This is a genomic window from Bifidobacterium sp. LH_450 (assembly GCF_056356715.1).
Window position 1 is genome coordinate 1 of the sequence record NZ_JBKEUU010000008.1, and the last position, 20,509, is coordinate 20,509.

Consider the following 20,509-nt stretch of genomic DNA (forward strand, 5'->3'; position numbering starts at 1 on the left):
GCATCCAGCAGCCCGGCCCCAACCCCGACAACATCAACGCCTACGAAAGCGGATTCGGCATCAGGAAAGGATGGCTCCGATAGGAGCTATAAGACCCACGATTTGTTACTTAACCCGCGGATTCGGCATCAGGAAAGGATGGCTCCGATAGGAGCTATAAGACCCACGATTTGTTACTTAACCCTCTTCGGCAGCAGGACAAACCATTGCCATACAAAGAGACGAAAAGGCCGGTCTATAAGCCAAAAGCCACAGGCGTAGTGGCAGGCCGGAAGGGCAGCCGAGGAAAACGAAAAACCCGCGGTTTCCCGCGGGTGGTGGTGGCTCCGAGCGGCATCGATCCGCTGACCTAACGATTTTCAGTCGTTCGCTCTACCAACTGAGCTACAGAGCCATGAAACGACACAGGTCGACCAATGCTGCTTGAACATCTGCCAACCAATGCGATTCGCGACCACGACCGGACTTGAACCGGCGACCTCCGCCGTGACAGGGCGGCGCTCTAACCAACTGAGCTACGCGGCCGTTGCCCGAATGGAAATCACTTTCCATTCCTGCGCGACCACGACCGGACTTGAACCGGCGACCTCCGCCGTGACAGGGCGGCGCTCTAACCAACTGAGCTACGCGGCCGTTGCGTCTCACCGGTTCTCACCGGCGGGCAACAGATGTATATATTACACAAATGGTTCGGGAGTGCAAGCATTCGGCGTGTCGCCTTGCACTCCCTGAGATTGACTAGATTTCGGTGGCCTCTTCAGACGGCTGGGAGCCGCCGCGCTGCCCGCGGTCGCCGCGGAAGCGGCTTTCGGAATTGTTCGCGTCGGAAGAATCGGAACCGGACTTGCCGGAATCGGAATCTTCAGCGCCGGACTTGTCCGAGTCGGACTTGCCGGATTCGCCGTCGGAAGGCGCGCCTTCGGAACGCTGCGGGGCGTCGCCGCGCTCGAAGTCGCCGCCCATGCCGCCGCGCATCTCGCCGCCGGAGAAGCTGAAGCCTTCGTCGTCGCCGAAGCCGCCGAAGGAACGGTCCTCCATCTGGCTCATGCCGGCGCCGCCGCGCTCCATCCGTTCGAAATCATGGCCGCCGTGGATCCCGCCGCCCAGTGCGCCGCCGAACAGCGCAGCCGACATCGCCAGCGAGCCGATGCCGCCGATGACGCAGCCGAAAATCGCCATGATCTTGCCCTTCGCCTCTTCCTTGTGCATCTGCACGAGCGACATGGCGGACAGCGCCATGCCGACCGGCGCGAACACGAAGGAGCTCGCGAAGCCGGCAATCGACAGGCCGTTCCACTCGCGGCCGTCCTTCTTCTTCTCTTCGCCCTGCCCAGCCGGATCGATCGGATTGCCGTTCTCGTCGACCGGCGGCACCGGGGCGTACGGAGGAACCGGAGCAGCGGGGGCCATCGGCTGGGTCTGCGCGCCGGACTGCGTCTGCGCCGTCGCCGGAGCCATCGGCTGCGTTGCGGTCGCCTGCGGGTCGAACTGCTGGGTAGCGTCGTTGTTCGGGGTGACGGTGTTGTTCATGGAATTCATCTCCTTATTAGTTGCCATACGATTTCGCTATTTCCGCTTTTCGGTATGATGCTAACTTACGGAAAGGAGCTTGAAAAAAGCTGGATGCGAGATTGGGGACAACGTCTTGTTTTTCAATGGTTTTGTAAAGATGGTTCCGCTCGCATCCAGCTAATGTCGTCACGCTGAAAAATTCAGCGGCGCGTACGGTTTTTACAAGTTTATTACAAGATTATTGAGAGCTCCGCCCGTCGGAAGAGACAGACCCCTTCTTCGAACCGCCCAAAAGAAGGAGACCGAAGGCGAGAGCGGCCAGGGCGGCGGCGACTACCAGCGCGATTTCGCTGCCGGTGCGCGACAGGGACGTCACGGACGCGGTCGCGGCGGCGGTGACGTTACCAGCCGGCGTTGTAGGCGTCACAGGCGTTTCCGGAACGGTTGGGTTTTGCGGAACCGGCGTAGTTGCAGACCCCGGATCCGCCGGAGCCACCGACACCGGCTCGAACAGCGCGGTCAGCGTCACCGGCCGGGACACCACGGCTCGGTAGGTCGCGTCAGTCGACACGACGTCGCCGGAATCTTGGTCAAGCCAGCCAGCGAAACGGTAGCCGTCAGCGGCCTCGGCGGCCCACGTCGCGTGGTCCTGGCGCCGCATGTCCAGGGAGGAACCGGCAGCGCCGCGCCAATCGGAGACGGTCGCAGCGCCGGGAATCTCGTTTCCGGAAGAAGCCGACCCGGACGCCAACGCAACGTCGGCGCCAACCGCGGCATGGAACCCGCGCAAACGGGAGGCTGAAGCTTCATCGAGGGTATACAGGGCGCCCGCGGTTCCGGCAGCGCTGCCGGCGTCGCCATACGGGACCGCAAGGAAATACGGGACGTCGCCGACCATCGCCGCCGACACCGCCGCAACGCCGTTGGACGCGTCGAAACCGAACGATCCCAGGCCATGCCACGCCCACAGGCCGTCCGCGTCGCGCGATACGAGCGCCGCGTCGCCGGAACCGGCCACCGCCGCGCCGTACAGCACCGCGCCGTCCAGCGTCGGCATCACCAGATTGGCGGTGAACATCGCCTTGATCTGGTGAACGGTCATGGCCGGCACGTCGTCCACGATGCCGTCGCTGAGCCAGATGCCGTGGTCGACGCCCATGCCGTCGCCGCCGCTGACGGGATCGGAGGCCGGAACGTTCTGGTAGGCGCTTTCGTCGCCGCTGAGTTGCGCTACCGAAAGGTCATACGCTCCGAGGAGGGACGTCATTGCGTCTGCCGAAGCGGAATCTTCGCCGCCAAAGCCGCTCTCGCCGGAACCGTCGCCTTCGCGTGCGGCTTGCGCGAACCCGTCGCGGAACGTTGCGCCCTCCAGCATCCCGGCGCCGGACGTTCCAAACGGGCTCACCGAGCCGAGCGCGCCGCTGGGGTCGAAGTCGTCGCCGCCGCCGACGACGCGCGCCAACGTCGGATGCAGGTACGCGAGGCCGCTTTCGGTAGGCAGCAGCCGACCGTATTGCATGTCGTCGCTGTATTCCAGCCCTTCCGGCTCATCCCACGTAATGCCGATGAGCTGCGCGCCGGCGATGTCGGACGGATCGAAGCGCACGGTGCGGGCCATGACATGGCGCGTCATCAGGTCATCGGGCTCGCCATAGCCTTCGAGCGCCACTATCCATACGGAACCGTCGTACCAGGCGACGTCGAAGCTGTTGATCAGGTAATAGGTGGGGATGTAGTCGCCCATCAGGCTGAAATGCTCGTTGTCGAACGTCCATAGCAGCTGCCAGCCGCTCCACTGCCCGGCGCTGCTCGAGAACACGTTGGCATGCATGAACACGGCGCGCCCATCGGTGGCCTGTGCGCCCATGCGCATCTGCGTCGACGCCACCGCGACCAGGTCGCCGTCGGCCTGCACGTACCGGATGCTGGTGTCCGCATTCATGCCGTAGCTGTCCAGATTGCCGTCGATCAGCGTGGAAAGTCCCGTATACCCGGGCATTCCGGGCGCCGGCAGCTCGTTCCAGCGTCCGTCGGCGCCGCGCTCCCAAACGTACGAGCCGGCGACGGTATCCGCCATGTAGAGGCCGTCGGCATGCTCCACAAGCTGTGCCGACGCCGCGTTCAGGAAGCCGTCGGGCAGCGCGAGGCTTTCGACGAGGGATGCCGTGGCGGTTGCGTCGGAAACGCCTCCGCCGTCGGCGGCGCTGCCGTCGTCGCTACCGTCGTCGCCGCTGCTGTCGTCCGCGGCCGGCGCCGTGCGGATCGGGACGGCGTAGTATCCGTCGTGCGCGCGTCCGGTGGCGCCGTCCACCACGGTGAACCAGTGGGAGCCGCCATCCATCAGCCACGAGAACGCGTCGCCGGCCAGCGAAAACGACAGCCAGCCAAGGCCGTCTGGCGTTCCGGAAAACTCAAGATTCCCATCGCCGACGCTACCGAAAACCGCGTCTTCGATTTCCAGCGACGCATCCTGCAGGCCGTAGCCTTCCAGCACGGCGTCGCCCGTCGTTGCGTCGACGGACAGCGACCATGTGTTCGCGTTGACGTGGCCGTCCAATATCGTGCCGTAGTCGACGCGTCCGTTCGTCGCCGTCACGATGTCATCATCCTGCAGCGTATACGGATCGCCGTCGACGGGCACCGTGCCGCCGACGACCATGCCGCGCAGTTCCAGCGCGCTTGCGTCGGGATAGAGCGCCGCCAGCTGTCCGACCATGCCGGAAACGTAGGGAGCGGCCATCGACGTGCCGGTCATGTAGGAATAGGGCACCGTCCCGTTGGCGATCAGCGGATCGTCCATATACAGCGTGAACGGCATGTCGGTACGCTCCAGCACGCCGGCAATCCGGAAATCCACGGTCGCGGCGAACGTCGCCCGCTCGCTGCTGACGTCCGGAAGGCTGCCGCGCGAATTCGCATACGTATCGTCACGGCCCCGGCATTCCTGGTTGAAGACGGCCGTGCGTTCGTCGCCCTGGACGGACAGCGACGTCAGCGCGACCGCAGCCGGGTTGCCGTCCGAAGCGAACGCGGCCGGCACGCCGCCGTCCGTGACGATGGCCTCGTCCTCGGCCATGCCGTAATAGGGATTGGCGTCGCGCCAGTAAAAAGCGACCTGCAGCGACTCGATGTCCGCCGCATAGGGCAGCTTTTCCAGGTCGACGTTCAGCGACAGCTGCGTGCGGCCCTCGCGTTGAACCGCCGCGATGGAGACGGCATCGGCATATTCGGGGGCGTCGACGTAGGAGGCGGACAGGCCTGCGTCTTCGGCCGGCTTGGCGATGGTGTACAGCACGTCGCCATCCTGGATGGCGGCGGCTTCTTCCAGCGTGGCGTACCGTGCCTGTTCCGCAATCCACGCGACCGGCTTTTCATACAGCGTTCCGGTAGCCATCGCCGAGATTTCCGACATGGCGTACGCTCCGGCATCCTGTACCGGAACCGTCGAGAGGACGTTGGAGCCCGGCGCGGCTACGTCGACGCTGGCGCGGCCGTAATCGGTATAGAGGCCGTAATGGTTGTTTTCGGTAGTGGCGGCCACGTTGATGCGGTACGGCGTCTGCCGGGCGACGCCTTGGTTCACGATGTCGCCGCTGTCGGCATCCGCGCCGTTGTTTCCGGCCGATTTCACCGTCAGCGCCCCGACGTTGCCACCCTGGGCAGCCAGGTATTCCATTACCAAGGATTCCTCGCCATAGCCGCCGAACGACGTATTGACGGCGACGACATTGACGCCGGCAAGCGTGGCGGCCACTACGTACTGGTAGGCGCCCACAATGGCGCTCACAGACAGCTGCGCCGCGTTGTCGGGTTCGATTTTCAGCGCCATGATTTCACTGGCTGTGGATGCGCCGGCAACGCCTTCTCCATTGTTCGCCGCCGCGGCGATGATGCCGGCGACGTGCGTGCCGTGGGCCGAGCCAGAGCCGTTGTCCGGGGCCGGCATCGGATCGTCGTCATCGTCGCCGAAGTCGTAGCCGTAGGTTCCGGACTTGATGCCAAGCGCGGCGAGCTCGTCGCCGCCGGTCCACATATTGCCGGCGAGGTCGGGATGCGTATAGTCGACGCCGGAATCGATGACGGCGACGACCGTTCCGTCGGTGGTGCCGGTTGCGGCCGCCTTGTCGAGCGCGGCCTGCAGATTGATGCCGCCGTCGCCGTCCAGCAGCGGATACTGGAGCCTCACCAGCGCGTCGTTGGTCGGGTAGCCGCTGTCGCCGGCGTCATCGGTGTCGTCGGTGTCGTCGGCGGCGTCATCGTCGGTTTCCAGAAGATAGTTCGGTTCCGCTGATTCGACGAAATCAAGCTGCTCAAGTTCCGCAATCAGCGTTGCCGTGTCCGTGTACGGCTTCGAGACCAAGGCGATGCGGATATCGTCGCCGGAGGGGATGGCGTCGAGCGTTTCCCACGTTGCATCCGTATCGGCTTGAGTTGACCCCTGCGTTCCGGGCGCCTCCGGGGCGACAAACGTTTCGTCCGTATCGGCTTGGGTTGACCACCCCTCGCTTCGAGCTTCGCTGCGCTCGCTCTCAGCGGTCCCCGCCAGCGGGGACCGCTCTGCGGACGAATCTTCATCCTCGAATTCGTCGCAGACCGAGAAATCCCATGTCTGCTGGACCGTGAAACCGGCATCCTCAAGTGGTTCGCCTTCCAGTTCCAGCGTCATGCCCTCCAGCCCAGGAACCGAACCGCTCTCCTCGCCGTCTTCATTGGCTCCGGTTCCTCCGTCGCCGGCGCATTGAGGAACCGAACCTGAATCTGAGCTGTCAGCACTGGATCCGGTTCCTCCGTTTTCGGCGTGTTGAGGAACCGGGGCCGAATCCGCACCGCTTTCGCCGGTTCCGGTTCCTCCGGGAGATTCGGTTTCTCCGGAAGATTCGGTTCCTCCGGAAGATTCGGTTCCTCCGGGCAGCCCGCTCTCGTGGTAGATGACGAGAGCCTGGCCGTTGACGTAGGTACCGTCTTCCAGTTCCAGCGTCGATGACGGTTGCGCAACATCGCCGGCGTCCGTTGCGCCCGGCTCCGTCGCGAACGCTGCCGGAGATGCCAGGCCGATGCCGATGGCGGCGGCCGCTAGGCAACCGACGGCCTTTTGCCAGCCAGATATACGTTTCCCAAACATTTGAATCCCTCCCCTGCTTTCGCTGTACAGAACCCCTGCGTTCTCCCAGAGCGAACATTGCCTCCAAGATTACCGGAAGACAGTGCGGCCACCAAAACACCGCCTCTGCCGGCCGCCCGCCATAAGGCAGCCTCGCCTTTTCCGCGAATAACCACCGGAGGGTTTGCCACCCTCGCCTTGAAACCGTGCGAATCCGGCTTTGCCGCGCCCGGAGTCCACCCCTCGCCTCGCCGTCCATTCCGACATACCAGCCCGGACCAAGCTTCATGCACATTCGAAGGCGGACGGCGCCAGCAACGACTGCTCCGTTTTGCGGAGGGTAGTCCAATCTGTCAGGAAAAACGGTGGAGATTCGGGAAAACGATTGCGCGGCGACCGAATCTTCGCAAAGGTGGTGATACACCCACACGCGCATCGCAGGATCTCATGCGCCGAACTTGACGGGAACGAGGCCTTCGATACACCCACACGCGCATCGCAGGACCAGAGGGAGAACCATGCACGCGAAGGACTTCATTGCCGTCGGCGTCTTCGGCGCCATCATGTTCATGCGCTACGGCGTCGCGGCGCTGATGGGCTTCATGCCCGACTGGATCCTGCCGGTCCCGCTCGCCGCCTGCTTCCTTTCCGGCATCGCCGGCGCGCGGCTCGGCCTCAAGACCTGCGCACGGCATTTCGCGCGCGCCGGACTGGCGGCATAATGAACGAACAGCTGATGGCGGCGACGGCGCCCGCGCAGCGCACGCTGCTGGACCCGCGCACGAAAATCGCCCTTACGCTCACCGTCTCCACCGTCATTCTCGGCGCCGCCGGCAAGCCGGGGATGCAGTTCGTCAAGCCGGCGCTGGCGGCGGTTCCGTTCGTGCTGCTGCTGGCGGAACGCCGGCGCAGGGGCGCCGCCATCTACGCCGTGCTGTACGCAGCGGCGCTGGCGGCCGGCCACCGCCTTCTCGTGCTCGACGAACCGACCAGCGGCCTCGACCGCGACCATATGCAGACGCTCGCGGACCTGCTGCGCGAGGCGCACGAACGCGACGGCGCGGCCATGTTCGTCGTCACGCACGACCCGGAGTTCATTCTGGCGTGCTGCACCGTTGCAGCTGGCTTTGTTTTCGTTTGCCGGACGAAAGCATTGCCGGCTGCACTCCCGCGCCTTGCGACGGGGAGGCTCCAAGACTCACGAAACGCTGATGAGAGCGTTCTGCTGGGTTCGCGTTTCACCGGGTCCCGCGTTGCCGGCCATCTTGGGGCCGGTCGTCTTATGGTTCCTCCGCGCGCGTTTAGCGTCTCCCGCGGCACTCGGGGCGACGTAGTGTTCAAGGTTCACGGCGGCGTTCCAGTCACGGTCCACGCCATGGGCAGGGTAGTCGCATGACGGGTTGTCGCAGACGAACACGCGGTCCGCGAGGGACAGCTTGGCTTTCACCGTCCCGCACTTCGAGCATGTCCTGGAGGATGGATACCAGCGGTCGGCCACGATCAGCGTCGCCCCGGTCTCCAAGCATTTGTATGCCAGCTGGCGGCGGAACTCGCCGAATCCCGCATCCGATATGGCCTTGGCAAGATGACGGTTGCGTTTCATGCCGTCCACGTTCAAATCCTCGATGACAACCGTATCGTAGTCGCGGGCGATCATCGCCGTCGCCTTGTCGATGGCGTCCCGGCGCCGGGCGGCGATTCTGGCGTGCTGTTTCTGCACGGCGAGCCTCGCCTTCCTCCACCGGCTGGATCCCCGCACGCGGCGCGCGAGGCGCTTATTGGCGCGGCGCAGCTTCCGCTCGCCATGCTGGTAGTTTTTGGGGTTGGCGATGACGGTGCCATCCGACAAGGTGGCCAGCGCCTTGACGCCCAAATCCACGCCGACCCGCCTGCCTTCATTCTTGCGTTCGACGGGACGGTCGGGGTATTCGACGGTCAGCGACGCATACCATGCGTCGGCGTGCTGGCTGATGGTCATGCGCACCACGCGCCCGGCGCCGACGCGTTTCTCCACGTTCTCGAAGCAGTGCATGCGGCCGATCCGCGGCAGCCTCAACGCCTTCGGGTCGCCTTCAATAAGCCCGAAGCTGCCGGTCGTGTACGCGAACTTCATATGCCTAGCGCGCGTCCTGTATTTCGGGAACCCCATCTTGCGGCCCTTGCGCCTGCCATGCCGGGAGTCCGCCCAGTTCTTCAACGCGTTCGCCAGGCATTCGATGCCATACGAGTACGCCTCCTTCGAATTCTCCCGCCACCAGGGGGCCACGTCGTCCTTCCATGAGTTCCACGTCTTGCGCAGCTCGGCGCGCGACCAGCCCACCCAGCCAATATGCCCTTCAATCGCCCTTTTGACCAAGGTGAGCATGAAATTATAGGCAAACCGGGCAGCGCCCGCATGCGCACGCAGCAACCGCTCCTGGGACGGCGAGGGGTCCAGGCGCACCCGCACCGCCCGCAACATCAGGCCACCCCCAACGAAAACCGGAAGGCACGCAGGGCGTGCAAAACGCTATACGTCGACCGCATGGCCCCGTCACCTCCCAGCATTCGAACAAATGTTCTAACACAGTCCAGTATAAAAGATGGCAGGTTGTAAACACGCCAGCACGGCAGGCAAAGCCAGCCAACGCCAACGAAAAACAGACCACAGCAAACGAAAACAAACAGCAAAACCAGCAGCTGACAACCCATGCCGTACATTTGAAGGAAGGCAAGATCGCCGGCTCCTACGCGCTCGACGCGCCGGGCCGGGCGAAACTCGCGGCGCATTTCGCCGCGGCAAGCGAAGGCGAGGGATTCGGTGGAGTTGACTGACTGGCCTGACGAACTGAGATTGGCGTGCGAGGACGCCGGCTGCGCGGTGCTGCCGCGCAAGGCCGCCGCGAAGGTGCCGGTGCCGTTCGCGGCGCAGGAAGTGCTGCCCGGCATCACCGTCATACGCAACGATCTGCACGAAGGGGTCTCGACGGTAGAGGGGCCGGCGGCGGCGCTGCTGGGCGAGCCGCTGCTGCTGATCGACCACTGCCGCGAGGGGCGGCTCGAGTGGGAGGACCACGCGCGCTGCTCGCATCTGGAAACCGGCGACATCGGCATCGGCACGGCGTGGCAGGAGGAGCGGTTCTCGCTGCCGCTGGGCTACTACCACGGCCTGACGCTCGCCATCGACGTCAAGCGAGCGCAGGCGTCGCTGCGCGCGCTGTATGCCGGCTGGACGCTGGACCTGAAGGCGCTCGAACGGCGCTTCTGCGGCGAGGGAATCTCGTGCATCCTGCGCAACGACGAAACGCTGCAGGAAGCGTTCGACGGGCTCTACCGCGTGCCGCGGCGCGTGCGCAAGCGCTACCAGCAGCTCAAGGTGCTGGAAATCCTCACGCTGCTCGAAGGAACCGACGCGCCGGAAGCCACCGAACGCCGGTATTTCCGGCGTACGCAGGTCGACGCGGTCAAGCAGATCGCCGACCTCGTCACGTCCGATCTGGAACGCTGGTATACGCTCGCCGAACTGTCGGAACGGTTCGATTTCCCGCTCACCTCGATGCAGCAGTGCTTCCGCGAGCGCTACGGCATGTCGATTGCCGCGTACATGAAGTCGTACCGCATGAACGCGGCCGCCGTCATGCTGCGCAACACCGACGACGCCGTCGTGGACATCGCCGCGAAGGTCGGCTACCGCAATCCCGGCAAGTTCGCTGCCGCGTTCCGTTCGGTCATGGGGACGACGCCCACCGCCTACCGCGCCGCCGGGAAATGAGATTTCCGGGGGCGCCATGCAGCGCGCCGCCCACGTTCCGCTACAATGGAACCATTGCGCCAACGGGGGTTGCAAGCGGCTGGGAGGATCGGTTATGGACGACACGCAGTTTGAAGCGGGCGACGACGCGCTCGTCGAACCCGGCTACGCTCACGAAGCGAAGTACGCCGCCGAATACGAGCGGCAGCGGCATCCGCACTCCCCGCGCCGGCGGCTGTCCGGCGACATGAAGGACGTGCACGAATTCTCCAAGATTATCCAGCAGCGGCAGAAACGCGGCTCGCGGTGGCACGGCGGCACGCTGACGATGGCCGCGATCATCGTCGCCGGCGTTGCGTTGCTGGCGTTCCTCGCCTCGATGCTGGGCGCCGAAGTCGGCAACGACGAGCCGGACGCGGCGATGGCGGCGCCGGTCAGCGTCGTGCGGTAGGCGCCGCTAGCCGATGAACGAGAAGTTCTCACGGCCGGCCATCGCCAGGAAGTGGTATTTCGCGATGCCGGCATCCACCATGTTGAACGCGCGCTTGCCCGGGTGGACGCGCACCTGGTTCAGTCCGTTGGCCATCAGCTCGAACACCGTGTCCTGATGGTTCATCGCCGAGGGGGCGAGCTCGACGCCGACCATGCCGCGGTGGAACCATTCGGGCATCGGCTGCCCGTTAAGCCGGCACATGTCGAGGATGCCCTTGGAATGATGCGCCTTCCCCGGCTCGCCGATATGCCCGACCAGGATGACGAGGTTGAGCGTTTCGTCGCCGACGCGTTCGGCCTTCGTGAACCGGCGCGACAGGGAGCCGCCCACCCAGCAGGTCCCCAGCCCCATTTCGGTCAGCGCGAGCACGATCTTCTCGCCGTAGAAGCCGAGCCGTTCGCGCGCGTCCGGCGTCGGCCGGCAGACCAGCGCAAGGTAGTTGTTGACGTTCGCGAAGTTCCCGTACGTCGCCAGGCCGATGATGGAAGCGAACGACACCTTCCGGTTCGCCATGAACTGGATGTGCAGCCCGGATTCGGCGTTCGCTTCGCTGACCAGCGCCTCGATGGCGCCGATTTCCTGCGCGGACAGCGGCTCCTTGGAAAACCTGCGCACCGAGTGCCGCTGTTGCATCGTCGTCAAAACGTTCATCATGCATCCTTCCATCGCCAAGCCAATCTCATGCCAACGCAAAAGTTACGGTTCCGTAAGCGTTGCTACGCACGATGATAGTGCGCCAATCTTGGTTTGCCGACAGCGTTTCCGTGCGCTGCCTGAACGTTTGCCGGGAACCCCCGCTAGCGCTGGATGCCGGCGCTGGCGGCGTCGATGGCGGCGAGCTCCTCCGCGCTGAACGGGGCGGCCGCGGTGGCTGCGCGCACCGAATCCTCGATCTGGCCCGGACGCGACGCGCCAACGACGACGCTGGTGACGGCCGGGGCGCGCAGCACCCACTCGAGCGCCATGTCGGCGAGCGTTTCGCCGCGCGCGGCGGCGATGGCGTTGAGCGAGCGGATGGCGGCGAGGACGTCGGGAGTCAGGTCTTCGCGGTGCAGGAAACGGCCGTCGGCGCCGATGCGGCTGTCGGACGGGATGCCGTTGACGTAGCGGTCGGTCAGCAGGCCCTGCGCGAGCGGGCTGTAGCAGATGACGCCCTTGCCGGCGTCGAGCGAGGCCCCAAGCAGCCCGTTGCGCTCGACGGTGCGGTCGAAGATGTTGTAGCGGTTCTGGTTGATGATGTACGGAACGTGCAGATCGTCCAGCAGCGCGGCGGCCTGCGCCATCCGCTCGCCGTCGTAGTTCGACAGGCCGACGTAGAGCGCCTTGCCGGAACGCACGATCTGCTCGAGCGCGCCGACCGTTTCCTCCAGCGGGGTGTCCGGATCCGGGCAGTGGTGGTAGAAGATGTCGACGTAGTCCAGGCCGAGGCGTTCCAGGCTCTGGTCGAGGCTGGAAATGAGGTACTTGCGGCTGCCGCCGATGCCGTACGGGCCGGGCCACATGTCGAAGCCGGCCTTCGTGCTGATGATGAGTTCGTCGCGGTAGCGCGCGAAATCGGTGGCCAGGATGCGCCCGAAGTTCGCTTCGGCGGCGCCGTACTTCGGGCCGTAGTTGTTCGCAAGGTCGAAGTGGGTGATGCCATGGTCGAAGGCGGTGCGGCACATCGCCGTCATGTTGTCGAAGGTGCCCGGGTCGCCGAAGTTGTGCCACAGCCCCAGCGAGACCCTCGGCAGTTTCAGGCCGCTCGCGCCGACGCGGGCGTATTGCATGGTGTCGGGTTCATAGCGCCGTTCGTGCGCTTCATACAGATCGCTGCTCATACCGCTACCCTACCGCCGTTTGCTGGAAGGCGCGACGCTATGCGTCGTTGCGCTGTACGTCGTTGCCAACGCCGCGCGAACCGCCCCGCCGTTTCATATTGCTCCCATTACAGCCCGCATCCCGGCGTCCGGGAACGGGCAACATTCCGCGCGCCGCCCGGTTGCGTTCGCACCGCGCGCAGCAGCGGACGGAATCTTGGGCAATGCCTAGCGCAGACGGGAAGCGGCGCCGCTACTCGCGGGCGGTGGTGACGCGGACCGTCGTGTCGAGAATCGTCGCGTCGAACGAAACGCCGTCGGATTCGCTGTAGTAGAACGTCTTCGTATCGTCGCTGGAAGCGAGCAGCGCCGACGACATTTCGTCGGTGTCGCCGACGGACGTCCACTCGTAGTCGCCGCCGGACGTCGGCGCGACGTACGAACCCTTCCAATACAGCGCGTGCAGGTCGGTGCCGATCCAGTAGACTTCGATCGTGTCGCCGGAAATCTCAGCTTCCATCCACGTTTCGTCGGAATCGCTGTTGTTCTGCACCCACGTACCGCTCAGGTCGACAGCGTCGCCTTGGGAAACGGAGCCGCCGGACGTCGCGTCGGCTTCTTCGGCGCTGGCGGAGGCGGAATATTGTGCGGAAGATGCGCTGGAACCGCTTTCCTCCGCCGCGCTCGAACCGCACCCGGCGGTTCCGGCAAGCAGCGCGGCCGCAGCCGTCGCGCAGCACAGCGCCTTCAGCCAGCGCAACCGTTCGTTCATCCCGACTCCCTACTCTCGCTCGCGGTGACGTTACAATGCCCCCGATTATACAGAAACCGGCCGTTCGGTTGCCCACAGCCGCCCGTTTCTTTCCACTTTCCTTGCTTTCGCTTCGTCCTCCCCTGCGGAAGCATCGGCTTCTGCGCAAGCCAGGACTGCGCGAGACGGAATCCTGGGCTTCGATAATCGCAAAAGCGCGGACGATTTTGCTATGGGAGACGGCGTTGGCGAACGTCCAAAACCATAGAATGGCGAACGGAAACGGCAATCGGCATGGCGAGGAGGCAGCCACAATGAACGAAACGGCCAACGCAAGCGAAACGAAAACGCAGGCAGGGAAAATGCATACCGGCGAACTGTACCTGCCCTCGGATCCGGACATCCTGCGCAGGCAGCAGCAATGCCTGGAACTGCTGTACGAATTCAACGCGACGCGGCCGTCGCAAGGCGCCGAACGCAGCGCGCTGCTGAAGGACATGTTCGCGTCCATTGGGGAAGGCACCTATATCGAACCGCCGTTCCATGCGAATTTCGGCGGCCTGCACTGCCACTTCGGCAGGAACGTATACGCGAACTTCAACCTGACCTGCGTTGACGATACGCATATCTTCGTCGGCGACTACACGATGATGGGCCCGAACGTGACGCTGGCGAGCGCCGGCCATCCGCTGGCGCCGGAACTGCGCGAGCAGGGCTACCAATACAACGCGCCGGTGCGCATCGGGCGCAATTGCTGGATCGGGGCGGGCGTCATCGTGCTGCCCGGCGTCACGATCGGAGACAACGTCGTGGTCGGCGCCGGCGCAATCGTGACCAAGGACCTTCCGGACGGCGTCGTCGCCGTCGGCAACCCCGCGCGCGTGCTGCGTGCCGTCGACGAACGCGACTACGAAACGTATTTCAAGGGGCGCGCCATCGACTGGAATGAAGTGCGCGAGGAAACCGGCGTCGAGCGGCCGGTTGCGTAGTCTGCGGTGCCGCTGCGGACTTCCCGGCGCCGCAGAAACCGGCAAAAGGCGCTGGGGACTTCAGTCAAGGACGGTTTCCATGCCGTATTTCTGGACGTGCATGCCCAGCGCGCGGTAGAACGCGATGGCGTCCGGGTTGCCTTCCCATACGTTCAGCGTGACGTTATGGCAGCCCGCGTCGCGCGCGAACCGCACGGCATGCTCGTACAGCGCGCTGCCTACGTGCCGGTGCCGGGCGGATTCGTCCACGCAGATGTCGTCGATGTACAGCGTCGTCGCGTCGACCATGACACGCTCGCCTTCGTGACGCTGGAACACGCAGAACGCATGGCCAAGAATGCGTCCGCCGTCGTCGAATACGAACACCGGACGCTGCGGGTCGGTAATGACGGCGCGCAGTTCGTCGGCGCCGTACTTCGTCGCGCCGTCCCCGCGGAACAGATCGGGACGCGCGTCGCAATGCACCTGGGCGACCTGGCGCAGCAAGCCGAGAATCTGGGGAATGTCTGCTTCGACGGCGGGACGGATCATGGTGTTCCTTTCTTTTTCTTCCGATCTTTTCTTTATTCCTTAAGATTTCCAGCGCCGCTGGCGCCGGCACCGCCCATCGTAGCCGTCGCCGTGCTGTTCCGCTGGATCGGTTCCGTTGGAGCGGTTCCGTTGGAGCGGTTCCGGCTTTGGGGAGAAACGGCGCGGGTGCCGGAAAGGACATTGCCCCGGGGCACGCAAACCCGTATCGTTGAGGAAGAAGGTTTCCGCACGGAAGACGGCGTGCGGCGACGACGGTTGGAACAGTCATCAGCAAACACAGCGTAGAACAGGAAAGCACATGGCGGCACAGAACAACGGGACGAAGAAGCGCAAGGATCGCGACAATCCGATCCAGCACGGCGTCAACACGATCGAGGAACTCGAGAGCATGCGCGAGTTCCTCGCCGGGGACGAAATCTATGCGCACGACGACGGCAAGGAGGTGGGGCCGTTCCTGCTGTGGCGCCCGTCGCATTCGAAGATGATGGACCAGTTCGACGACCTGCGCTCCGACTGGAAGCTTCCGGACGTGGAGGACGCGCGCGAAGTCGTTGCCCGGCCGATGCGCTGGTATGCGCAGGCCGCCATCGAGCGCAGCATCCGCGAACACGGAGGCAAGGAGCCGCAGGGTCCGGAAGACCTTGAACCGTTCCCCGCGCAGTCGGGCGCTTTCTCCGGACTGGACGCGGTGATCATGCAGGTACGGCGCAGCACGCAGTGGGCGCAGGGCGCGGCGCTGCTGGCGATGTGCCTCGAGGAAACGACGAAGCTGCTCGACGTCGCCAACGACGTCGACGGCCATGCCATCGCGCAGTTCAACTCGCTGGTCGGCGAGACGAAGGCGTACATGCATTCGGTGGCGGCGCATGCCGACATGGCGTCGGCGGAACAGGCGCTCAACAGCATCGTGCAGGTGTGCTGCACGCAGGAGTTCATGCCGAACATGGGAGCGCTGGTCGAGCTGCTGTCGTGCTGCCTGTCCTACATGCAGTGGGAGGACCGGCGCATCTTCGGCTACGACGCCATCGAGCAGGTGCGCCGCTACGTGCACCATTTCGCGGCGGAGCGCGGGGTCTTCGACGAAGGCGCGCCGGCCGCTCCCCTCGCCGACGAACCGTGGCCCGACCTGCGCATCTACGATGGCGACGATGACGAGGCGCTTGACCAGGCGATGGACGCGTACGAGCGGATCGGCGCGAAGCTCGCCCCGCTGCGCCAGCCCATGGCATGCCCCAGCTGCGGCGACGAGCACCGGTTCACCGAGCACACGCCGGCATTGGCGTTCGCCGTATGGGTGCGCTTCCATTCGCTGATGCGCTACGTGCGCCACGACGTCGCGCGGCTGGGCGGCGAAAACGCGAAGGCCGACGCGTTCATCATGGAAGGCCGGTTCGAGGAACCGTACGCGGAGGCGTACGCGGCGCAGCTGATGAAGGCGGAGCGCTGGGAGGAGCTGCTGGACTTCGTCGACAAGGTGGAGACGTACCACGACTGGGGCGTGCAGGACCCGCAGTTCCTGTTCGATCAGTCCCTGGTGCCCTACGGCTGGGATTCGCTGCGCGAAATCGCATGGCAGGCGCTGGGCAACCGCCGCCAGCTGATGAAGATGTACCGCGAGCGCGTCGTCGAAGCGACGTCGTACAACAGGTTCTCCTATCGCAGCCTGCAGCAGCTGTACGGGCTGCGCTCGGGCTCGTGGAATGCCCAGGTCGACATGATCGTGCGCGACTACAACGACGGCACGGGGCGCCCCTACCGCAACAAGCTGTATGAATTCCTCATGCACGAGGAAGGGATGTCACGCGAAGCGGCCCGCTACGTCCTCAACTTCCCGGCTGCCGAGGCGTCGCTGAAGGGGACCATTCTGGGCCAGTACGATCCGGACTGGCAGCCCGATCCCGAAGACGACATGCCGGACGACCCGATGGCGTTCCTCAAGCAGATGCTGCAGGGCGACGGCATGGAGCCGGACGACCTGTACTGACGGTCGGCCCTGTTGCGCGAGGATTCCTTGCGCTGGAACGTTCCGGCGCAGGGAATCCTGGTTCAAGAAAACGCAGCCGCCCGGCTACGCGAGCTTCGAGTCGCCGTGCGGATCCTTGATTTCGAAATCCTCGATCGCCACGAATTCGGAAACGAGCCGGCCGTCCTTCTCCTCCGCAATAGCCTCGGGGTCGTCGTAGCGCATGAGCTGGCGCGCGAAGAAGTCCTCGTCGATCTGCTTGTCGCGCAGCTGCTTCATCAGCGCGCGCACGACGTTTTCCGGGTTCGAGTCGCGCGGATCGTCGTTCATAATCTGCACATGCACTTCGTCGCCGTTGTCGTCGATGATCGTGCCGCGCCAGAAGTCGGCGCCGTCCCACGGGTTCGCGCCGGCATAGGTAAAGTTCTTCAGTTCCTTGACTCGCATGGAATCTCCTCGCTTGCAGCGGCCGCGCTGGAACCGGCGGCCTTCGCTTCCACTGTAGGAGATTCGCGGGCGTTACTCCGGCACCGAAACCGGCGGCATCGCGGCCAGCGCCTTGCGCATCGCCACGGCTTCTTCGGGCAGCCCGGCGGCGTCCGACGCAACCGTTTGCAGCGCTGCAAGCGTTGGCAATGCGGAGGGTTCCGGCAGCGTTTCCGGAGCGCTGGCGACGGCCGCGGCGAGCGAATCCACGTACTCTTCAAGATTCTCTTCGCACCATGCGAGCGGCGACGGCAGCATCGCGTCGGCATCCTGCGCGATGGACGCGGCGCGAGCCTCGAGCGCTTCGCTGCGTTCGGCGCGGGTCATGTGCGTCTGCTTCCAGCGGTGCAGCCGGATTTCGTAGACGATGCGCGGAATGGCGAGGACGGCGGAGGCGGCGAGGCAGCCCAGCCCGCGCCACAGGCTGTCGGTCCAGCTGGCGGTGCCGGCCGCCAGCTCGGTGGCCATGCCGAACAGGTTGAGCACGGCGATGAACAGGAAGCCCAGCGCGCCGGCAAACAGCAGGATCGCCAGGACGTTCGGTTCCTTGTACGGCTCGATGATTTCGGGGTCTTCCAAACGCTGCATCTCTTCGTCGCGCTCCATGCCGCTTTCGGCGATGCGGCGCAGGTCCTCCTGCCGCGCCACCGCGTACGCCGACGTATTGGAGCGCACGCCTTCCATCTGCTGGTCGGCACGGCGCAGGAAATCGGCGAAATGCTGCCCCGAAGGCGAGTTTTCCTTCCACATCGTGAAATTGAAGTAGCGCTGCGATTCGACGTTCTTCGCGCTGACCGAAGCGGACAGTTCCGTTTTCGCGAGGAACCGCGCCAGCTGCGCGCCGCGCGCCGACGACACGTCGCGCACCGCGCGGGCCTCGACGCCCAGCTGCGCTACGGCGGACTGGTTTTCGCTTTCCTCCGGAGGCATGCCGTCGGGCCCGGTCATCCCCTCGGTGCCCCACTCGCCGAAAATCGGCGGCATTCCAGGTGCGTTCTTCGGCATGGCTGCCCCTTTCTCCAATCGCGCAGTCCATCCTATCAACGGCACTATCAACGGCTCCAGGTCGCTATAGGTCGAAAATCGCGTCCAGATACGCTAAAAGGCCGTCGAGCTGCCGCTGCTCCAGCTGCCCGACATGCTCGCAACGCCGGGCATTGAGATCGATGGCGCGTATCTGCTCCATGCATGCGAAGCCGTGGATATCGGGGTGGTCAATCGGCACATGCAACGGGTAGCCGTTGGACGTGCTCGTTACCGGAGCCACGATGGTCAGCGACGACTTCATGTTGAAATCGTCGCCGCTGAGGACTACCGCCGGATGCGGATAGCAGGGTTCATGCCCAGCGCTGGGCGCGAAATCGACCATGATGATTTCGCCTTGCCGAGCAATCATCGCGTCTCGCTTCCCTGAGGCTCGCCCCAGTCGATTTCCTTGCCGCAACCGGCAGCATAGCCGGCCGGAGTCTCATAGGTTCCATCCCAGCCTTCGAACAGGTTCTTGATGCTGGTGCGTGCGCGCTTGCGCCGTTTCACCGGTTCGAGGGTGATGGCGCCATCCTGCTCCGTGATGGTCAGGCTGTCGCCGACCTGGATGCCATGGTCAACGCAGATTTTCTTGGGAATGATGATTCCCTGGCTGTTGCCCCACCGGGCTACCTTCACCGTGGTCATGACGGCCTCCCAATACATGGTTATACAATATATAACCATCCTATCAGTCGAGCGGCGAGCTTTCCACCGTACTATCTGGCCCCCTTTTGCTACTTATAACCAAGAACATAGGAGGGAATGCACCGCAGAGGAATCAAAAAGGGCGGCAGAGACGAAAAAACCGGCGGGAAGTCGGCTGGAATGGTACCCCCTGAGAGAGTCGAACTCTCGTTGTCAGATTGAAAGTCTGGTGTCCTAACCGTTAGACGAAGGGGGCGCTGTGAAATTATCGGCGTTGCTGGTACCCCCTGAGAGAGTCGAACTCTCGTTGTCAGATTGAAAGTCTGGTGTCCTAACCGTTAGACGAAGGGGGCTTTCGACAACTTGACCTATATTACACGAAGACCAGTAAAGCGCAAACCGGCGTGTCGCATTTACAGCTCAGCAGGCAACATAGGAAAAGTCGTGGATGACACGGCCGGCGGCGAGGCCCTTCTTTTCGAAATTGGTGAGCACGCGGCCGGCGAAGCGCTCGGACTCGGTGAAGTCGGCATGCGGCAGCGCGGCGGCTTCGTCGGCATTGCCCTTGCCGACATGCTCGGTCGGCAAGCTGACGATGAGGCTGCCCGCGTTCGAGAAGCCGGGAGCGCCGTCCATGACCTCGTGCACATGCAGCGCGTAGTCCTCGATGTCGGTGGCGATGCGCCACACGCCGCCGTCGCGCAGCGCGCGGCGCACGTCGGCCGCGAGCTCCGGCTGCACGATGCGGCGCTTGTGATGGCGCATCTTCGGCCACGGGTCGGGGAAGAACGTCCAGATTTCGTCGATGACGCCCGGCTGCGCCGCCGCAATCAGCTCCGGCGCGTTGACCTGCGCGATGCGCAGGTTCTCCAGGCCCTGCTTGCCGGCGAGCAGCATCGTGTGCGCAACGCCGGGATCGTAGACTTCGAGCGCGAGGAAGTTGCGGTGAGGATCGGCCGCGGCGGCCGCGACGATGTTCTCGCCCTGCCCCGAACCGATTTCGACGACCAGCGGATTGGCATTGCCGAACGCCTCGCGCACGTAGTCTTCCGTCAGCGCGAAACCCTCCGGCACCGACAGCGAACCCTCCCGTTCGGCAATCGGCAGCAGGTAGCGGTCCGCGTACGCATCCCACGCACGCTGCAGGCGGTCGTCGAGGCGCGCCGAGCGGCGCACGAACGACAGCACCTTGCGCCCATAGAGCGGGTTGCCCTCCCCTGCTTCTCCCTTCGCGGCAATCTCGGCTGTTTCACGCGTTTCACGCACGTCTTCACTCATAATCTCAGTATCCTACCGTCCCCTCCCCCACTTCATAAAAAGGACGACCCGCGAAAAGGATGTCCTGTCTCGGCGGATAGTTGACACATGTCTCAGCGCATGCTTGACACATGTCCCGGCGGATAGTTGACAGGGGGCCGGGGCCGGTTGGCCCCGGGCTTTCTCATTGGGCGCGGCGCCTGCCTTGGTAGGGCGGGGCGGG

Annotated in this window: 18 protein-coding genes, 5 tRNA genes and 1 pseudogene; 7 read left to right on the forward strand and 17 right to left on the reverse strand. The window is 64.5% G+C overall.

The window, feature by feature from the left end; all coding sequences use genetic code 11:
- Positions 1-318: 318 nt before the first annotated feature.
- The 5 genes from AC1AXT_RS08520 to AC1AXT_RS08540 form a co-directional block, all read right to left on the reverse strand.
- Positions 319-394, reverse strand: a tRNA-Phe gene (locus AC1AXT_RS08520).
- 57 nt (positions 395-451) lie between these two features.
- Positions 452-525: transfer RNA gene (locus tag AC1AXT_RS08525), tRNA-Asp, on the reverse strand.
- A 34-nt stretch (positions 526-559) separates the two neighbouring features.
- Positions 560-633: transfer RNA gene (locus tag AC1AXT_RS08530), tRNA-Asp, on the reverse strand.
- 105 nt (positions 634-738) lie between these two features.
- Positions 739-1,557, reverse strand: a complete 819-nt coding sequence (locus AC1AXT_RS08535; protein ID WP_476542177.1) for a DUF4190 domain-containing protein — start codon at positions 1,555-1,557, stop codon at positions 739-741.
- 193 nt (positions 1,558-1,750) lie between these two features.
- Positions 1,751-6,634 carry a S8 family serine peptidase gene (locus tag AC1AXT_RS08540; protein WP_476542175.1) on the reverse strand — a complete coding sequence of 1,628 codons (4,884 nt, stop codon included), beginning with the start codon at positions 6,632-6,634 and terminating at the stop codon, positions 1,751-1,753.
- 497 nt (positions 6,635-7,131) lie between these two features.
- On the opposite strand from AC1AXT_RS08540, the gene AC1AXT_RS08545 reads away from it, so the two are divergent.
- Positions 7,132-7,335 (forward strand): hypothetical protein, encoded by a 204-nt coding sequence (locus tag AC1AXT_RS08545; protein WP_476542174.1) that lies wholly within the window; start codon positions 7,132-7,134, stop codon positions 7,333-7,335.
- A gap of 122 nt (positions 7,336-7,457) precedes the next feature.
- Positions 7,458-7,700: pseudogene (locus AC1AXT_RS08550) on the forward strand (AAA family ATPase); the annotation flags it as partial.
- 111 nt (positions 7,701-7,811) lie between these two features.
- On the opposite strand, the gene tnpB reads toward AC1AXT_RS08550, so the two are convergent.
- A complete protein-coding gene (gene tnpB, locus AC1AXT_RS08555; protein WP_476542172.1) occupies positions 7,812-9,074 on the reverse strand; it encodes an IS607 family element RNA-guided endonuclease TnpB in 1,263 nt (420 codons plus the stop codon).
- Positions 9,075-9,112: 38 nt separating this feature from the next.
- On the opposite strand from tnpB, the gene AC1AXT_RS08560 reads away from it, so the two are divergent.
- The 3 genes from AC1AXT_RS08560 to AC1AXT_RS08570 all read left to right on the forward strand — a co-directional run bounded on the left by AC1AXT_RS08560 (position 9,113) and on the right by AC1AXT_RS08570 (position 10,794).
- On the forward strand, positions 9,113-9,427 hold the full coding sequence (locus AC1AXT_RS08560; RefSeq protein ID WP_476542170.1) for a hypothetical protein: 315 nt from the start codon (positions 9,113-9,115) through the stop codon (positions 9,425-9,427).
- The gene (locus tag AC1AXT_RS08565; protein WP_476542169.1) at positions 9,420-10,364 is read left to right on the forward strand and encodes a helix-turn-helix domain-containing protein; all 945 of its coding nucleotides are present in this window, start codon (positions 9,420-9,422) and stop codon (positions 10,362-10,364) included. The genes AC1AXT_RS08560 and AC1AXT_RS08565 overlap by 8 nt, the downstream gene beginning before the upstream one ends.
- Before the next feature lie 94 nt (positions 10,365-10,458).
- The gene (locus AC1AXT_RS08570; RefSeq protein ID WP_476542167.1) at positions 10,459-10,794 is read left to right on the forward strand and encodes a hypothetical protein; all 336 of its coding nucleotides are present in this window, start codon (positions 10,459-10,461) and stop codon (positions 10,792-10,794) included.
- A 6-nt stretch (positions 10,795-10,800) separates the two neighbouring features.
- Here the strand turns inward: AC1AXT_RS08570 and AC1AXT_RS08575 are convergent, their stop codons facing one another.
- The 3 genes from AC1AXT_RS08575 to AC1AXT_RS08585 form a co-directional block, all read right to left on the reverse strand.
- Positions 10,801-11,490, reverse strand: a complete 690-nt coding sequence (locus tag AC1AXT_RS08575) for a nitroreductase family protein (RefSeq protein ID WP_476542165.1) — start codon at positions 11,488-11,490, stop codon at positions 10,801-10,803.
- A 143-nt stretch (positions 11,491-11,633) separates the two neighbouring features.
- Positions 11,634-12,656 (reverse strand): aldo/keto reductase, encoded by a 1,023-nt coding sequence (locus AC1AXT_RS08580; protein ID WP_476542163.1) that lies wholly within the window; start codon positions 12,654-12,656, stop codon positions 11,634-11,636.
- A 232-nt stretch (positions 12,657-12,888) separates the two neighbouring features.
- Positions 12,889-13,407, reverse strand: a complete 519-nt coding sequence (locus tag AC1AXT_RS08585; protein ID WP_476542161.1) for a hypothetical protein — start codon at positions 13,405-13,407, stop codon at positions 12,889-12,891.
- A gap of 293 nt (positions 13,408-13,700) precedes the next feature.
- Here AC1AXT_RS08585 and AC1AXT_RS08590 point away from each other — a divergent pair, with 293 nt between their 5' ends.
- Positions 13,701-14,375, forward strand: coding sequence for a sugar O-acetyltransferase (locus AC1AXT_RS08590; RefSeq protein WP_476542159.1), 675 nt, complete (start codon positions 13,701-13,703; stop codon positions 14,373-14,375).
- A 60-nt stretch (positions 14,376-14,435) separates the two neighbouring features.
- On the opposite strand, the gene AC1AXT_RS08595 is transcribed toward AC1AXT_RS08590, so the two are convergent.
- Positions 14,436-14,906 carry an N-acetyltransferase family protein gene (locus AC1AXT_RS08595; protein WP_476542158.1) on the reverse strand — a complete coding sequence of 157 codons (471 nt, stop codon included), beginning with the start codon at positions 14,904-14,906 and terminating at the stop codon, positions 14,436-14,438.
- A gap of 298 nt (positions 14,907-15,204) precedes the next feature.
- Here AC1AXT_RS08595 and AC1AXT_RS08600 point away from each other — a divergent pair, with 298 nt between their 5' ends.
- Entirely contained in the window at positions 15,205-16,890 is a 1,686-nt protein-coding gene (locus tag AC1AXT_RS08600) for a hypothetical protein (protein WP_476542156.1), read from the forward strand.
- Between the two features lie 84 nt (positions 16,891-16,974).
- On the opposite strand, the gene AC1AXT_RS08605 is transcribed toward AC1AXT_RS08600, so the two are convergent.
- The 7 genes from AC1AXT_RS08605 to trmB form a co-directional block, all read right to left on the reverse strand.
- Complete coding sequence (locus AC1AXT_RS08605) at positions 16,975-17,316, reverse strand: hypothetical protein (RefSeq protein ID WP_476542155.1); 342 nt, start codon at positions 17,314-17,316, stop codon at positions 16,975-16,977.
- 72 nt (positions 17,317-17,388) lie between these two features.
- Positions 17,389-18,360: a hypothetical protein gene (locus AC1AXT_RS08610; protein WP_476542153.1), complete on the reverse strand. Its 972-nt coding sequence runs from the start codon at positions 18,358-18,360 to the stop codon at positions 17,389-17,391.
- Positions 18,361-18,424: 64 nt separating this feature from the next.
- Positions 18,425-18,751, reverse strand: a complete 327-nt coding sequence (locus AC1AXT_RS08615) for a type II toxin-antitoxin system PemK/MazF family toxin (protein ID WP_476542151.1) — start codon at positions 18,749-18,751, stop codon at positions 18,425-18,427.
- Positions 18,748-19,047 carry an AbrB/MazE/SpoVT family DNA-binding domain-containing protein gene (locus AC1AXT_RS08620; protein WP_476562636.1) on the reverse strand — a complete coding sequence of 100 codons (300 nt, stop codon included), beginning with the start codon at positions 19,045-19,047 and terminating at the stop codon, positions 18,748-18,750. Before AC1AXT_RS08620 ends, AC1AXT_RS08615 begins: the two co-directional genes overlap by 4 nt.
- Positions 19,048-19,210: 163 nt before the next feature.
- Positions 19,211-19,285 (reverse strand) — tRNA-Glu (locus tag AC1AXT_RS08625).
- Positions 19,286-19,307: 22 nt separating this feature from the next.
- Positions 19,308-19,382, reverse strand: a tRNA-Glu gene (locus tag AC1AXT_RS08630).
- Positions 19,383-19,449: 67 nt separating this feature from the next.
- Positions 19,450-20,307, reverse strand: a complete 858-nt coding sequence (trmB, locus tag AC1AXT_RS08635) for a tRNA (guanosine(46)-N7)-methyltransferase TrmB (RefSeq protein ID WP_476542147.1) — start codon at positions 20,305-20,307, stop codon at positions 19,450-19,452.
- Positions 20,308-20,509 lie beyond the last annotated feature (202 nt).

Bases quoted from the DNA above. Each gene is read 5' to 3' on its own strand.
- AC1AXT_RS08615 (WP_476542151.1), bottom strand. From the start codon at position 18,751: ATGATTGCTCGGCAAGGCGAAATCATCATGGTCGATTTCGCGCCCAGC.
- AC1AXT_RS08575 (WP_476542165.1), bottom strand. From the start codon at position 11,490: ATGATGAACGTTTTGACGACGATGCAACAGCGGCACTCGGTGCGCAGG.
- AC1AXT_RS08585 (WP_476542161.1), bottom strand. From the start codon at position 13,407: ATGAACGAACGGTTGCGCTGGCTGAAGGCGCTGTGCTGCGCGACGGCT.
- AC1AXT_RS08605 (WP_476542155.1), bottom strand. From the start codon at position 17,316: ATGCGAGTCAAGGAACTGAAGAACTTTACCTATGCCGGCGCGAACCCG.
- trmB (WP_476542147.1), bottom strand. From the start codon at position 20,307: ATGAGTGAAGACGTGCGTGAAACGCGTGAAACAGCCGAGATTGCCGCG.
- AC1AXT_RS08595 (WP_476542158.1), bottom strand. From the start codon at position 14,906: ATGATCCGTCCCGCCGTCGAAGCAGACATTCCCCAGATTCTCGGCTTG.
- AC1AXT_RS08590 (WP_476542159.1), top strand. From the start codon at position 13,701: ATGAACGAAACGGCCAACGCAAGCGAAACGAAAACGCAGGCAGGGAAA.
- AC1AXT_RS08600 (WP_476542156.1), top strand. From the start codon at position 15,205: ATGGCGGCACAGAACAACGGGACGAAGAAGCGCAAGGATCGCGACAAT.
- AC1AXT_RS08610 (WP_476542153.1), bottom strand. From the start codon at position 18,360: ATGCCGAAGAACGCACCTGGAATGCCGCCGATTTTCGGCGAGTGGGGC.
- AC1AXT_RS08580 (WP_476542163.1), bottom strand. From the start codon at position 12,656: ATGAGCAGCGATCTGTATGAAGCGCACGAACGGCGCTATGAACCCGAC.
- tnpB (WP_476542172.1), bottom strand. From the start codon at position 9,074: ATGTTGCGGGCGGTGCGGGTGCGCCTGGACCCCTCGCCGTCCCAGGAG.
- AC1AXT_RS08570 (WP_476542167.1), top strand. From the start codon at position 10,459: ATGGACGACACGCAGTTTGAAGCGGGCGACGACGCGCTCGTCGAACCC.
- AC1AXT_RS08545 (WP_476542174.1), top strand. From the start codon at position 7,132: ATGCACGCGAAGGACTTCATTGCCGTCGGCGTCTTCGGCGCCATCATG.
- AC1AXT_RS08620 (WP_476562636.1), bottom strand. From the start codon at position 19,047: ATGTATTGGGAGGCCGTCATGACCACGGTGAAGGTAGCCCGGTGGGGC.
- AC1AXT_RS08535 (WP_476542177.1), bottom strand. From the start codon at position 1,557: ATGGCAACTAATAAGGAGATGAATTCCATGAACAACACCGTCACCCCG.
- AC1AXT_RS08540 (WP_476542175.1), bottom strand. From the start codon at position 6,634: ATGTTTGGGAAACGTATATCTGGCTGGCAAAAGGCCGTCGGTTGCCTA.